The 13,788-nt window shown below is 41.2% G+C and carries 12 protein-coding genes; 6 read left to right on the top strand and 6 right to left on the bottom strand.

Features of this window, described 5'->3' with window-relative positions:
• Positions 1-29 precede the first annotated feature (29 nt).
• Both MFF31_RS11420 and MFF31_RS11415 read left to right on the top strand, forming a co-directional pair.
• Entirely contained in the window at positions 30-1,343 is a 1,314-nt protein-coding gene (locus MFF31_RS11420; protein WP_238188109.1) for a helix-turn-helix transcriptional regulator, read from the top strand.
• Positions 1,330-2,136 carry a WYL domain-containing protein gene (locus MFF31_RS11415; protein WP_238188108.1) on the top strand — a complete coding sequence of 269 codons (807 nt, stop codon included), beginning with the start codon at positions 1,330-1,332 and terminating at the stop codon, positions 2,134-2,136. The genes MFF31_RS11420 and MFF31_RS11415 overlap by 14 nt, the downstream gene beginning before the upstream one ends.
• A gap of 92 nt (positions 2,137-2,228) precedes the next feature.
• Here the strand turns inward: MFF31_RS11415 and MFF31_RS11410 are convergent, their stop codons facing one another.
• The 4 genes from MFF31_RS11410 to MFF31_RS11395 form a co-directional block, all read right to left on the bottom strand.
• A complete protein-coding gene (locus MFF31_RS11410) occupies positions 2,229-4,460 on the bottom strand; it encodes an outer membrane protein assembly factor BamB family protein (RefSeq protein WP_238188107.1) in 2,232 nt (743 codons plus the stop codon).
• A gap of 112 nt (positions 4,461-4,572) precedes the next feature.
• The gene (locus MFF31_RS11405) at positions 4,573-4,788 is read right to left on the bottom strand and encodes a hypothetical protein (RefSeq protein ID WP_238188106.1); all 216 of its coding nucleotides are present in this window, start codon (positions 4,786-4,788) and stop codon (positions 4,573-4,575) included.
• Positions 4,781-5,563: an alpha/beta fold hydrolase gene (locus tag MFF31_RS11400; RefSeq protein ID WP_238188105.1), complete on the bottom strand. Its 783-nt coding sequence runs from the start codon at positions 5,561-5,563 to the stop codon at positions 4,781-4,783. Before MFF31_RS11400 ends, MFF31_RS11405 begins: the two co-directional genes overlap by 8 nt.
• A gap of 60 nt (positions 5,564-5,623) precedes the next feature.
• Complete coding sequence (locus tag MFF31_RS11395; protein WP_238188104.1) at positions 5,624-6,442, bottom strand: MBL fold metallo-hydrolase; 819 nt, start codon at positions 6,440-6,442, stop codon at positions 5,624-5,626.
• A gap of 178 nt (positions 6,443-6,620) precedes the next feature.
• Here MFF31_RS11395 and MFF31_RS11390 point away from each other — a divergent pair, with 178 nt between their 5' ends.
• From MFF31_RS11390 to MFF31_RS11375, 4 genes are all read left to right on the top strand, one after another.
• The gene (locus tag MFF31_RS11390; RefSeq protein WP_238188103.1) at positions 6,621-7,772 is read left to right on the top strand and encodes a winged helix-turn-helix domain-containing protein; all 1,152 of its coding nucleotides are present in this window, start codon (positions 6,621-6,623) and stop codon (positions 7,770-7,772) included.
• Between the two features lie 61 nt (positions 7,773-7,833).
• The gene (locus MFF31_RS11385; RefSeq protein ID WP_238188102.1) at positions 7,834-9,093 is read left to right on the top strand and encodes an MFS transporter; all 1,260 of its coding nucleotides are present in this window, start codon (positions 7,834-7,836) and stop codon (positions 9,091-9,093) included.
• 193 nt (positions 9,094-9,286) lie between these two features.
• Positions 9,287-10,348: a hypothetical protein gene (locus tag MFF31_RS11380; protein ID WP_238188101.1), complete on the top strand. Its 1,062-nt coding sequence runs from the start codon at positions 9,287-9,289 to the stop codon at positions 10,346-10,348.
• Positions 10,349-10,352: 4 nt separating this feature from the next.
• Positions 10,353-11,216, top strand: a complete 864-nt coding sequence (locus MFF31_RS11375; RefSeq protein WP_238188100.1) for a hypothetical protein — start codon at positions 10,353-10,355, stop codon at positions 11,214-11,216.
• An 82-nt stretch (positions 11,217-11,298) separates the two neighbouring features.
• Here MFF31_RS11375 and MFF31_RS11370 read toward each other — a convergent pair whose 3' ends face one another.
• Positions 11,299-11,991, bottom strand: a complete 693-nt coding sequence (locus MFF31_RS11370) for an aspartate/glutamate racemase family protein (RefSeq protein ID WP_238188099.1) — start codon at positions 11,989-11,991, stop codon at positions 11,299-11,301.
• Positions 11,992-12,088: 97 nt separating this feature from the next.
• A complete protein-coding gene (locus MFF31_RS11365) occupies positions 12,089-13,585 on the bottom strand; it encodes an alpha/beta hydrolase family protein (protein ID WP_238188098.1) in 1,497 nt (498 codons plus the stop codon).
• Positions 13,586-13,788: the final 203 nt, after the last annotated feature.

The raw sequence follows: 13,788 nt of genomic DNA, 5'->3' as shown, positions 1-13,788 counted from the left end.
TGTTAATACATTTTGCTGGAGGTGGTCATGTGGCCCGAGAAAGCTTCGATAAAGAAATTCAATTTCTCCGTATGCTCTCATTAGCGGGAGGAGCTTACAATAGGCAACAGTTTGCGGCTCGACTTGGCATTTCTGTGCATACTTATGACAAAACGCTACGGCATCTGAAAGACATGATGAGCAGTTTGAAGCAACATCTTCCTTCCTATCAAGCTACTGAGCTAACAGAAGGAATAAATTATAGCTATTATGAGTCGGCAGACCCGCTGCTCCTATTCCTCTTTCGGGCAAAGTCATTAAAGGAATCGGAAAGTATTCGGCTGTCTTTATTATTAACTTTATTACAATCTCAAGAACTTACAGCTAAAGAAATAATGGATTATTGCAGCGCACAAATGCCCGCCGAATTTCCACCACCTGATGAAAAAACGATACGTAAAGACCTAAAATATTTAGGTGATATAGGCGTTGTTATTCGGATAGATAGCACTCGACCTTATACATACAGGGTTGCTAACGATTTAATCGATCAATTATCAGATGATGAGTTGCTCGATCTCTACGATTTCGTTGACGTGATGTCCAATACACAAGTGCCTTCTGTCCAAGGCTATCTGCTGCGAGATACGCTCAAGAAAGCATTGAGCAACCGATCGTTCAAGTGGGATGTTGAAGATACCCATCGATACAAGTACCACTATCATTCACGAATTCTTGACGAAGCTCATCTGCATACTATTTTTGGCGCCATAAAGCAGCGGAGAAAGCTACGTTTTCTATATTTTTCTCCTAAAAAGAATAATAGCTATGCCTCACAAAACACGAATCCCCTCTTCGAACGAGAGTCAAACGGGGTTACAGAAACTATTCTTCCCATTCAGGTTGTATATGACCATCAATACGGTCGCTGGTATTTAATCGGACATAAAACTGGGAAAGGTCTTATCAAGTTTCGGATGGAAGGGCTAACTCAGATGGAAGAAAGTGATCCCGCCTCGGAAGAAGAGTTTATACGAGCTAAAAATCATGCTGACGAGCAGCTTAGAAACAGTTGGGTTACAGATACACTCCGTCCCTCTAAAGTTGTGGCACGCTTTTATAACCCCGATAGATCTGGCGTGAATTTTGTTAGGGAGCGAGTTGTTGCACAGGGACAATGGGGTTCAATTATAGAGGAATCTGAGTCAACATTCCTGTTTGAAATTACGGTCAATGGCATCTTTGAAATAAAGCCGTGGCTGCGAAGCTTCGGATCAAGCTGTGAGGTACTTGAGCCTGCTTGGCTGCGCCAAGAGTTTATTAAAGAATGGAAGGAGATTCAAACGTACTATGAATCCCTTTGAAAAAATATTTAATTACCAAATCATCTCTCGTCTTGATGAATCAGGAACGATTGCACTAACCAGTCAGGAACGCTCATGGGTGAAAACCATGTTAGGCCTCCCTGCCGCTAGAGAAGCTTTTGCCCCAGAAACTCTACTTAAACTTCAGACGTTATTGCAAGATGAAGCCACTGCTGAAGTTAGCAGCATCATTACAGAAAAGGCTAAAAGTATTGTGCGGCATGTTTATCATCCACTTCTCCGCCAGCTTCGGCGGATGATTATGATGGACAAGGGAATTGTTCTCTCTTGCAACATCAAGCATGGCGGGGTCAAAGAAAATCTGTCAGGACTCCCTTATAAGCTCGAGTATTCTATGGTAAAACGTGAGTGGTACTTACTCTGGTACAATACTTCTGGACGTTCTCTCATGTCCACCAAGCTGCAAAATATTGTATCTATTGAAGAGAAAGATCTACCTATGCATCGAATTACGGATTTAAAAGCACGTATTGCTAGATTACAAGAACAGCGTAAAAAACATGCCGTCATTGAGATCATTCAAACATATAACGCAGAATTATCACGAATATTATATGCTTTTTCTTGCTTTGAGAAGTCCGTCAGCTATAACGAAAAATTAAATGTCTATCATATTAGAGTGACCTATCCCTCTGATGAAAGTGAGTTTCTCTTGTCTAAGATACGTCTTCTTGGGCTGCGAGTTAAGATCGTTGAAGGGAACTATCTACAGCACCGAATGCGTGAAACATCTTCTAAAGCGCTGGGTCGTTATAGTGTGGGTGAGGAGTAACAGTAAAGGAGCTATTCCTGGTGATGGAATCACCTCGAATAGCTCCTTTTGTAAGTGTAGACTTTAGAGGAACATTTTCATAATGAGCTACCCTACTCTTTGAATTGTTTCACATTAAACTTGGAGAAATATCCATTCGCTGAGCCTAAGTAAATGCTATCTCCTTCACGATTGAATAGTCCGTCACTTATAGATTGCCCTCTCCCATCCGGGTAGCCTAGAAGTACGTTCTGAAACCGGCTATTCATGCTCCCATCGGCTTTGTTTAATCGTAATAAATCTCCTCCCACCCAATATAACAACGGCTCCGCTAACAGTGCACTTACCTGAGCAGGCGGGTGTTCAACTATGGTCGTTTGCCACTCAACGGCTCCAGTCCTTTTATTAAGGGCAGAAGGTATACCATCTATAGCTAGATATATTCGATCACCTTCTATTACTGCTCCTGAAGCTCTTCCGGGTATTGTCCATATCGACTTTTCTCGGATTACATCATAAAATGACGTTTCGAACGTTGTTCCATCCCCGAAGTCAAATGCATCGGTCGCTGCTTGAACGAGCAAATACTTATCGTCCACAATAGTGATTTTTTCCTTCAATCGCAATTCATAACTAGCTCTAACATTACCCGATGCTAGATCAATTAACATCATTTGGTTGCCAATCCCCACCCACCGATAGGATTTATCGGGATCAAGAGGGTTTCTACGTTGTTCTTCATAAACATTCCTATACGCTTCCTCATCAGCCAGAACTTCCTTCGCATTCGCATTCATCTCCCATTCCAACTTTCCTGTTTGGGGATTGAGTGCGTACACTGTATATGGCTGCTTTATCAAAATAAAAGGTTCTTTTTCACTATCATTCAACACTCGAAAAGGTTCTTTAAATGGTTTCTCCCACAGTAGCCTTCCAGTCTCCATATCCAGCGTAATAATTAGACCGTCTTCTTCTAATGACTTCCTGTAGAAAATAATTACCCCCTCTGCTCCGGTCATCATCCAATTGCCTTCAGTCGGGAATCTATAGTTCCACAGCGTCTTCCCATCCGAAAGTCGCACATTCCGCACCTGATGACGGTAGGTTTTTTTGTTTGGATCGTATGGTGTATAGACGGTAACCCGCCCTCGTTCTTCGTCCATCTTCGTATATGCCCAACCAAAACCAGCATCAATTTGCCAAAGCGTTTTACCACTTTGTTGATCAATAGCGTAGATGCTTGAATCATCATGCATACCACTATAACCTCCATCGTCACCTCTTACGAGTACAACGTCATCAGTAGCTCCCTCTAAATACGTAAAGGGTAACGTTCCTTTATTTCTCCAGCTCCAGTTGACCTTAGCAGAGGCAGGTACTGGAAAGGAATGGAGCAATGCATCATCCCCATGGTTGTAATCTATTTTGAGCGGATCTGTGAATGGCGACCAAGTCCAACTTTCGAGCTTTTTAGCTTTAGAGAATGTAAGTGCGAGATGCATGCTTTCATGCTCATAACGCCATATCGTACCAAGATGCATAGGTTCACCTGTAAAATTCAAATTGCTCGATGTTTCGACATTACTGGGTGATCCAAGCAACTGCTCCACGAATGATTGCTGTATTCCCTTTTTGAGTTTGTCCTCTATAAGGTCCTGAATAATATTTACTGGAATCACTGCGCCTACTTCCCATAGATCGTCCTCTACCTTTTCCAACCTATCTACTTCAGATTCATGGATCCAAAGTAACACAGGTGCATAAATCTGCCCCACTTCATACCAAGACTTAGAGGTACCAGAAACACCAAACCATTCTTTCCACTTATGTACGCTGTACAGTGGCTGTTCACCGCTAAAGATCTCTTGCTTTAATTCACTCGATGGAAACAGGGATAGTGTAGCATTCTTCTTTAAATTAAGTCGGGTCAAAGACTCTTTGCGAATGTCATTCGCAGCTTCGGTACTATACCAAACAGGAATCCAAGCCTGCTCCTTGTCACTTTTTTCTACAGACACCCAGTCCCCATCATATGCAACAAGTTCGAAGGAGTCCTTCAATAAACCATAGTCAAACATCCCTAATGGGGCTTGCAAATCTGTTACTTTTTCTTTGAAAATAGGAGCCGAATACTTTAAATTCACTCGCTCTTTAGCAACTGTATGCATTATTTCTTCTGGATTTAAAGACGGTGGGGAGGTCGTCCGGACTTCCTGAGCATACGGTTTTTCAGTAGACTCTATCTTTTCTGATTGTTTCGTACACCCTGCTAATAGAATAACTACACCAAGCACTATGACTAAATATTTGCTAAGAGATAGACATGAATTAAACAAATTACGCACAAGCATACCTCCACTCTTTTCCAATTAGACGGATGAATGAAGTGAAATGTTTCTATTTTGGATTGTCCAACCAACAATAATCGGCGGGTGTATTAAATAGACCGCATAGGCGTTATCCGACAACCATTTTGAAAACGAACGGCTCCCACATTGCATATAAAAATGCTTGCATATTTGGATCGCCGCTAAAATTAAATTCCCCCTTTAAGGCATTAACTTCACTTTTATCGGCACCCTCCAAAATCCATAATGAGAAAAGAAAAAGGATGCCCCTTTGGACACCCTTATCCATTTTAAATGGCAACATATCACCAAAGTATTTAGCCAATAAACTGCTGCAACAATGTATTAAACTTATCGCGTTCCTCCCAAAAAGCAGCGTGACCACTATATTGGAACGGAACAAGCTGTGAACTTTTTATTAACTTATGTGTTTCTTCAGCTCGTGCGAACGGAACGACTTTATCATGAATGCCATGAATAATTAATGTAGGTGCAACGATTTTGCCAAGATCATTGTACACATTTTCATCTCTTAACATTGCCATAATAGATGCGGTCGCCCAGCTTGCTGCTTGCAAACCAAGTTGTAAAAACCAATCAGCGAATGGGCCGGTAACATATTGGAAAAAGAAGATATCCGTTACTTCCCGCAACATTTTGGGTCGATCATTTAGCGTTCCGCTAATAAACTTTTCTGCTACTTCTGGTGTGACCCCTATTGGGGATGCAGCGTCAATAAGAACAAGCTTCGATACGCCATGACCTTGATGCCGCGCCATATATCGAATCGATATTGCCCCTCCTGTGGAGTGACCTGCCAATGTGATATTTCTTAGCTGCAATGCATCAATAACCGCCCGGACATCATCCGCTAACCTGTCATAATTATAACCTGTGTATGGCTTATCCGAATTGCCGAATCCTCTCCAGTCAATGCCTATACAGCGGAATCCCAATTTAGGAAGCACGTTGAACTGATACTCAAATTGCTTATGACTTAAAGGCCAGCCATGTATAAAAAATATCGTTTTGTTCCCTCTAGGATTTATATCTTCTACAAAAATATTTACACCTGGCTCAACAGTAACAAAGTAACCCAAGCACCCATTCCCTCCTTCAACAAAAACAGTATCTATAACAAGATACTCTCCTAGGGAAACTTAGGTGATGAATTCACTTCTAATGATTCGTATATTTTCTTCGTGACAAAACTCTGTAAAAGAAGACAAATAGGCATGTTCCTTATAAAGTGCGTCTATTGTGATATCATCGCTCAATAAAACTGCCTCGATAAGTCGGTTTAAATAATCAGCAGCCATTTCCAAACGCCTTTTCATCTCAGCTGAATCGTCTGATACTTGTCCATGACCCGGCACGAGCAGGTTAATCGCATGTGCAGAAAAAATTTGCTTGGCTTTCTCCAAAGTCTGGACATACGCTTTTGCGCTATCATAAATAAAAGGCAGCTCAAAATTCGATAGATAGTCACCTGCAATCATAACTCCGAGCGACTCTACTACTGTAATCAATCCATCTGCCGTATGACCAGGAGCCAAATAGAACGTTATCGAAGTATTTCCCAACTGAAGTTGCTGCCCATCCTCATGTATAACGATATCCACCATTGGAAATTCGATCGGATAATTTCTACTAATATAATTTTTGGCATCGAACTCTCGGATCATCTCAAGCTTCTGCTTTTTCTCCGGATGATGATGTAGTCCCGCGCTCCCAATCACTTTTGCATCTGGAAACGCTTGATATCCGATAATATGATCAAAGTCTCCATGCGTAAACAAGAGATAGGTATCCCGCTCCCTTTTTATCGTATTAACATATTGTTTAATCGCTTCAACTTCACCCGCAAGCCAGTTAGGATCTACAATAAGTACAATTTCATTCGTTTGAATGACCGTCGAGGTCGTCTGAAATAGTTCGCTTTGAAATACCGTTACTTGTTCACTTTGATATTGAATCATAAGTATCTATCCTTTCAAATCAACCTTTTATTGAAAATGTGGAACGTTATTTCATTAGACTATATAGAAATAATATCATGTTGAAACGCTCACTGGGCTAATCTTTCATTGCTACCTTAATTGACTTAACGATGTGTGTTATTCTATTTAGTAACTAGAAATGGAAGGAATACGGACGATGTTGGAGCTTATATTTGACCCTACTAATTATATCGTTACCCAAGGTGTGAACCACCGGGAGTTACTGGCCAAAGAATTTGCATTGCTGCAATTTTTATATGAAAATCGCAATCGAACATTTACAAGAGGTCAGCTTCTTGATAGGGTGTGGCCACTTGAATATCCGGTAGAACGTACGGTTGATGACCATATTTACAGACTGAGGAAAAAGCTAAAGCATTGGGAAGGTATCACGATTAATACAGTGAGAGGCTACGGTTATAGTCTGACTATCGCTCAGCCAAACCGGTTAGACAATCCTTCAATGAATGATAAAGGCATGAAAGAAACGATCAGCAGCTTGTTTAAAAAATATCAGCGCTTCGGGCAAGGGAAATCGATGCTGACATTATCTTCTCAACAGGATATACTCGGCTTCGAAATCGATCCTTTTTATCGCATCTATATCCATTTCATCCAAGGCGACATCTCATGGTTTACTAACTCTGAAGATATTCCAGTTCGTGAACGATTGTACTGGATGTTGTTATTATATCGAGCAGCTAGACCCCATCCAGAGCAAATGTTGAACTTCTGTAAGAGAGTGCTCTCTGCAAATCTACTTCCATACGAACAACATAGAGAACTAGACATCCTTAATATTATAGATGTATATGCAGAAGCAGATAAAACAGCTGAAGCAATAGAAAAATTTGCTCATACGCACCTAGTTGTTAGAGAACAAGGACTCGACGGATTTGTTATGGCTGTAGAGCTTGCAGAAATGTATGTATATCTATTAGCTGGAAATCTGTCAGAGGCGGAGCAAAAAGTCGCTAAGTTAGAGGAATTGCTCCAACAAACTCCCTATTTACGAGAAATCGGACGTTTTCTAGTGCTCAAGGGGCTTTGGCTCCTTACAATCGGTGAACGAAATCAGGCGATTGTTATACTGGATGAAGGCATAGATGTAATAAAAATGACCTTGAACATTCATCTTCTGCTGATCTCAGTATGTCAGATCATCTTTTATTTGGAACAACAACAGTTCGAATCTGCACTCCTCGGCAAATATAAGACAATATACGAAACTCTAGACAAGGAATATGGATTAACCAAACATAAAGCAAGCTTGGAAAAAATGATCGAAAGTGCACTTTTGTCCGTCTGATATTCCTCTGACATTGATCCTCTATGATTATTCCATCATCACTTTGACGGAGGAATAATCTATGGGCAAACAAAATCATGCACTACTCAAGGATCGAAAATTTAGACTTCTATTTTCTTCTTACTCCCTCGCTTCATTCGGAGAATGGTTCGACATGCTCGCTATTCAAGTATTGGTAGCCTATCAATGGGGCGTCGACCCACTTATGATTGCTTTAATACCAGTCGTAATGGCATTGCCAGGGCTTCTATTCGGCTCTTTCGCTGGGACAATCGTCGACCATGTCCAAAAAGCTCGTATTATGATGGTGTGTGATGTTATTACGGCAGGTTTAACATTATCCATATTAACTATTTCGAGTATAGAATGGCTGCTGCCTCTACTTGCACTTCGCGCTGCTATGAGTGTATTCCATGTACCCGCCCAGCAAGCTCTCACTAAACAAGTTGTCCCCTCTGACCTACTGCTTCAAGCTACTTCACTTAACGGATTAGTTAGCCAAGCGTCCAAGGTGGCAGGACCTCTTTTGGGTGCAATTGCTTTAGTCGTACTAACGCCACAAGCATGCATAATATTTAATGCGATTACCAAGACGCTGTCGGCACTGTTGTTATGGCCACTTCGCCTTATGCGGGAAGAGTTTGTCGCTACTAGCGAAGAACAAACACAGATACATCATACGTTTTGGGCTGAATGGCGTGAGGGCTGGCGATTCATGTATCGTACAAAAAGGTTGCTGCACACATTGATATACGGCTCCTTCGGCCTGTTGTCCATTTTAATGATTGACTATCAATTTGCGACGGTATTACGAGGAATTGATCCCACAAATGAGCCATTACTAGGTTGGTTTGTTTCAGCAATAGGTGTAGGAGCTGTTGGCATCATCTTATTTTTAAACCGCCTTAGTACTATAAACAGCGGATGGGGATTTGGCGGTGGCTATCTGTTGATAGGTGCAGGCATCATCCTGCTTGGCAGCTCCAAGCCCGGAATAGAACTTGGCTTTTTGCTTTGCTTCGGGATTATGATCGGCATTGGAAACGGGCTCTACATGGTAACGCATAATTATACTTTGCAACAACATACACCTCCCAACATGACTGGACGAATATTCGGCATCCAAAATACAATAGTAGGTTCTATTATGCTGACTGCACCACTTGCAGGAGGAATGCTCATTCGTGGCGTCGGAGCTGGTCAATCCTTCATCATAATTGGAACAATAACCGCTATACTTGGTTGTTTGGGCCTGTTACTAAGCCGATTTCTATGGCCAATTGAGGAGAAAAAAGAAGTTGGATTACGTATGAATCCGTAGCTCAGAATACAGCTAATTAACGTTATACACACAATCATGTTGTGAACGGATAGTGATTATTACCTATTTAATGGCATACATAATAAATGACGGTGTCCGATCTTATTCATAAACCCTTTATAATTTCTTCCTAATAGCTGACGAACTCCGGACTACTGTTCAACTACAAAGAGAGAAATAGGGAGGGAATACTGTGGCTAAGCAACAAGATGAGGGGAACTCACAATTGCAGACATCAGAGGACAAAGTTTCAACCAGTAAAAACGTAATTACAATGCTGTTAGGAACTTGGCTAATTATCGGATTTTTTATCGATGGCTATGCACATAACCATGGTGCAGTAGAATCATTCTTCACACCTTGGCATGCCATCCTGTACTCTGGTTATTTAGCTACCGCTACATGGCTATTGTGGATCGTGTATCAGAACAAAAGGAGTACTGGGTTAGGCTGGTTAAAAGCGATCCCCGAGGGCTATGGCCTTGGTGTATCTGGCGTACTCGTATTTTTTATTGGTGGACTAGGCGATATGGCTTGGCACATCGTTTTCGGCATTGAGGAGAACACTGCTGCACTTCTAAGCCCAACACATCTACTTTTATTACTTGGTTCTTTATTGATTCTAAGCAGCCCCTTCCGAGTTGGTTGGAGAAAGCCAGAGCAGGCACCAACATGGAAACAGTTTTTCCCCACATTAATGTCTGCTACTTTATCCGCGACGATTGTTGCTTTTTTCTTAATGTATGCGTGGGCATTTTTCGAGAACATTCCGGCTAAACCAAACGTCGATCAACTGACAGAGAAGATGCCTTTTTTAGTTGAAATAGAAGCTATTCGCGGCTTGATTACTATATTGCTTGATACGATATTGATGATGTACCCGATTTTCCTTATATTAAGTCGTTGGAAAACACCATTCGGTGCATTCACGTTTTACATGACATTCCTTGGAACAGCGATGGGGGCACTTTACGGATTTGTATCATGGCCCTCAATTCTGTTTTTGCTAGCAGGTGGCTTTGTAGCTGATGTGTTAGTCCATACACTGAAACCAAATCAAACCCGAATATGGACTTACAGACTAATCGCACTCTTAGTGCCGCTTGTCGTTTGGGGCTTGTATTTTATAATCGTGCAAATTGATGTTGGGGTCGGCTGGCCTCCAGAATTTTGGGGTGGTGCGCTTGTTCAGTCTGCACTAGCTTCACTCGCATTGTCTATATTAGCCATTCCCCCTGCGCGGGAAGGAAGTTAAGCCAATGGTCAAGAAAAGATTATTGCTTGTAGGTTCATTAGTGCTTGCAGTTATTTTTTTTCTAAATGGGTGTACAAATGGGGCATGGGATGACTTAGGACGCAATCCACCGGATCGTGGTTTGCTGCATGAGCTCAGAACGTCGGGAATGAAAAACCCCACAAGTAATGGCTATGTCGTTGAAGTAAGTACTAGTGACGGTGAAATAGTGAGTGGTCAATCTGAAACGTTGCTCCTCGCAGTTAAAGATGAGGCAGGCAAGCCTGTAAACAGGTTTACCGAAGATATGACGAAGCTGTTTCACTTCATCATTGTAAGCCGTGATCTTTCGATTTTTGCACATATTCACCCTGAATTTAATGAGAATGGGACATTCGAAATCCAACATCAATTCCCGTTCGCTGGAGACTTTCTACTCATTTCCGAGTTTATACCTGCGGGAAAAGAACTCACTGTCCATAAGCAATGGATAACGTTGCCGGGAACATCTCGTGCAAATTCGTCCGTATCTCCCGATTCATCATCCACCAAAACAATTGACGACGTGGTCGTCACTTTATCAACGATGCCTGACTCAGATGAGTTAAAAGCTGGGCAAATGGTTATGCTCAATTTTCAACTCACAGATAAAAATTCTGGCAAGCCTATTGCTGATGTAGAACCTTTCCTTGGGACACGCGGTCATGCGGTCATACTCGATTCTTCTGCGGATCGTTATTTGCATGTTCATGCTATGGACGGTATGGGCGGAGGTTCAAATGTTATGTTCCATACTGAATTCCCCGCAGCTGGCCTGTACAAAATTTGGGGACAATTTCAAGTCAACGGCAAAGTGATAGTTGCCCCTTTTGTCCTACAAGTGAAGTAACGCAAATAACGCCATTCCCATACATCACTTCATAGATGTATGGGAATGGCATTTTCTTTTTTGCACATTCTACTTGAAATCATTACTCGTCTAATGCTTGATTCACCGATTCAATAGCGTGTATGACAGTGGTATCAAATAAAGGCACTTCCGAATCCTCTTGAGTGATCAACAATCCAATTTCGGTACACCCCAATATGATCCCTTCTGCTCCACGTTCAACTAAACGCCCAATAACTCGCTTATAATAGTCCCTTGATGACTGCTCTATCTTCCCTAAGCACAATTCATCATAGATAATTTTATTAACCGTTTCTCTATCTTCAATTCCTGGCACCAACACATGAATGCCCGCAGATTCTATTCTAGATTTATAGAAATCTTGCTCCATCGTATATTTGGTGCCAAGCAGCCCAACCGCACTTATCCCTGCTTGATTGATTTGGTCCGCTGTTGCGTCAGCAATATGCAAAATAGGTATACTAATTTTCTCTTCTATATATTCGATTACGTTATGCATTGTATTTGTACATATGACAATAAAGTCTGCCCCGCCCTTCTCCAAAGACAGCGCGACTTCGCCTAACAACTTACCCGCTCCTTCCCAATCTCCTTCAGCTTGATAACGTGCAATTTCTGCAAAATCAACGCTATACAACAAACATTTCACTGAATGCAATCCGCCTAATCTTCGTTTCACTTCTTCATTAATAATTTGATAGTATTTCACGGTAGATTCCCAACTCATCCCGCCAATAAGACCAATAACTTTCATAAGCCAATCTCCTTCATTTGCTTGATTGCAGTATTCAAGCTTTTAGTAGAGAATAACGCTTAACCTAATTTTTGGCTATCATTTTAATAATCAGAATCTAATGACCGTCTTCATAAGGAAATTTCACCTCAGGGAACTTTGGATTGGAGCCTTTAATGATCTCTCCTTCTGTACCTTTTAAATGTTTATTGAAGAAGTCCAGTACATACTGGTTCACAATAAATGCACCTCTGTTTCCATCAAGTTCGCCTGTAATACCCATGATTGAAGCTAGCGGCGTATACATTTGGAGATCTGTAAAATTAAAGTGTTTTGTACCCTCTATATAAATCATAGTGCCACCACGATCAACGATATGGTCAATAATTTTATATTGCTTGTTATTATCTTCTATAATCCCATTCATCTCTTCACGGGTTAAGCTTATTTCCTTCAGCTCCTCGTCTGTAATAAACTTTTTGCTTTTCTCCCTAATCTCAAATGTATTCTCAGCCTCCATAATCATAAAAGGTTTCGTAATATCATATGTTTTCTCTAATTCGAACATCGAACTGTCCATTAAAACTCCCGCCTTTAGGTCGGGATTGGAATAATACGATTTGAATGCTGTTGCTCCGCCAATCGAATGACCCATAACACCCACGTTCCCCATATCGAGCTTCCCCGTAAACTGACTCGATAACTGACCCTCATTTATTTGTTTTAGTTGCTTTAGAACAAATTTTACATCATTTGCCCAAATATCTAACGTCACGTTGGAATTCGTATTTCGATCCATATCTGTTTTGGCATCACTAAACTTTGTTATATTCCCATCTGGAAAAGCAGTAGCCATCGTATTGTACGTATGGTCAATAGCAACCACGATATATCCATGACTCGCTAAACTTTCGGCTTGCCCTGCATGAATAACTTTGCCTGTGCCAAAGCCATGACTTAACATAACAACCGGGTATGGTACTGCTGAGGTCACTATTTTGGCATCTTTATAGGCATTACTTTTTGCATATTTCCAGTAATCAAGCGTAATCGCTGGAACTTTGAATGTTTCTGCATAAGCACCTATAAACTCCTTAAATACAGCATCTTCAGTTGGGAAGATTGGACTTTGTTTTTTGTCAGCAGTTGCCTCAGCTGGGTACCAAAGTTGGACCATTAATTGCCTCTTGTCTTCTTTCATTGTTGTAAAAGTCTCATCTCTATTAACATCCATAAAGTGGAAACTTTCAGTGCCTACCGCATATTGACCATTCGGCTTTGGCAAATTAAATACCGGCAAATATATCGATAGCACCGCTGAACCTAATGTGAAAATTACCATTATTGAATAGAATGCAAATTTTATTGGTTTCCACACACGGGAACGGTTATTTCGTCGTCTACTTCCGACTCCTACTATAATACTGGCAAGTACACTACTCACATAAATAAAACCCATCTGCCATCTATAGCCCTCAACAACTACATGTAAAGCCAATGCCGCTACACTCGCGGCAACTGCCGCAAGCCCAGTTTTTTTCATCAATTTCCCACTGAACAAATGAACAAGCAAGCACAAACATGCGATAACAAGTATGATCTCTAATGGTCTCAATGTTGCCTCCACCTCTCTAGCTATATTTAATTGCAATCAATCTCTTGATTACTATGTTAGAAGATGGAGGTTAAAGGAAGTTATCGCTTTGTTTAAGTTTTGTTTAAGCATTTTGTTTAGCGGATTACGTCACCGCTTGATTCCATTTAGAAGCAGCTCGGCTACTTCTGAGTTTTTTATTAACAATAAACAAAAATAAGGCT

This window comes from Paenibacillus sp. L3-i20 (genome assembly GCF_022180385.2).
In the GTDB taxonomy this organism is placed as follows: Bacteria; Bacillota; Bacilli; order Paenibacillales; family Paenibacillaceae; genus Pristimantibacillus.
Note: the sequence above shows the minus strand (reverse complement) of the source record. Positions and strands in the feature narration are given on the sequence as shown.

Excerpts from the sequence above, each read along its gene's own strand:
- MFF31_RS11385 (WP_238188102.1), top strand. The coding sequence starts at position 7,834 with ATGGGCAAACAAAATCATGCACTACTCAAGGATCGAAAATTTAGACTT.
- MFF31_RS11375 (WP_238188100.1), top strand. The coding sequence starts at position 10,353 with ATGGTCAAGAAAAGATTATTGCTTGTAGGTTCATTAGTGCTTGCAGTT.
- MFF31_RS11395 (WP_238188104.1), bottom strand. The coding sequence starts at position 6,442 with ATGATTCAATATCAAAGTGAACAAGTAACGGTATTTCAAAGCGAACTA.
- MFF31_RS11390 (WP_238188103.1), top strand. The coding sequence starts at position 6,621 with ATGTTGGAGCTTATATTTGACCCTACTAATTATATCGTTACCCAAGGT.
- MFF31_RS11370 (WP_238188099.1), bottom strand. The coding sequence starts at position 11,991 with ATGAAAGTTATTGGTCTTATTGGCGGGATGAGTTGGGAATCTACCGTG.
- MFF31_RS11415 (WP_238188108.1), top strand. The coding sequence starts at position 1,330 with ATGAATCCCTTTGAAAAAATATTTAATTACCAAATCATCTCTCGTCTT.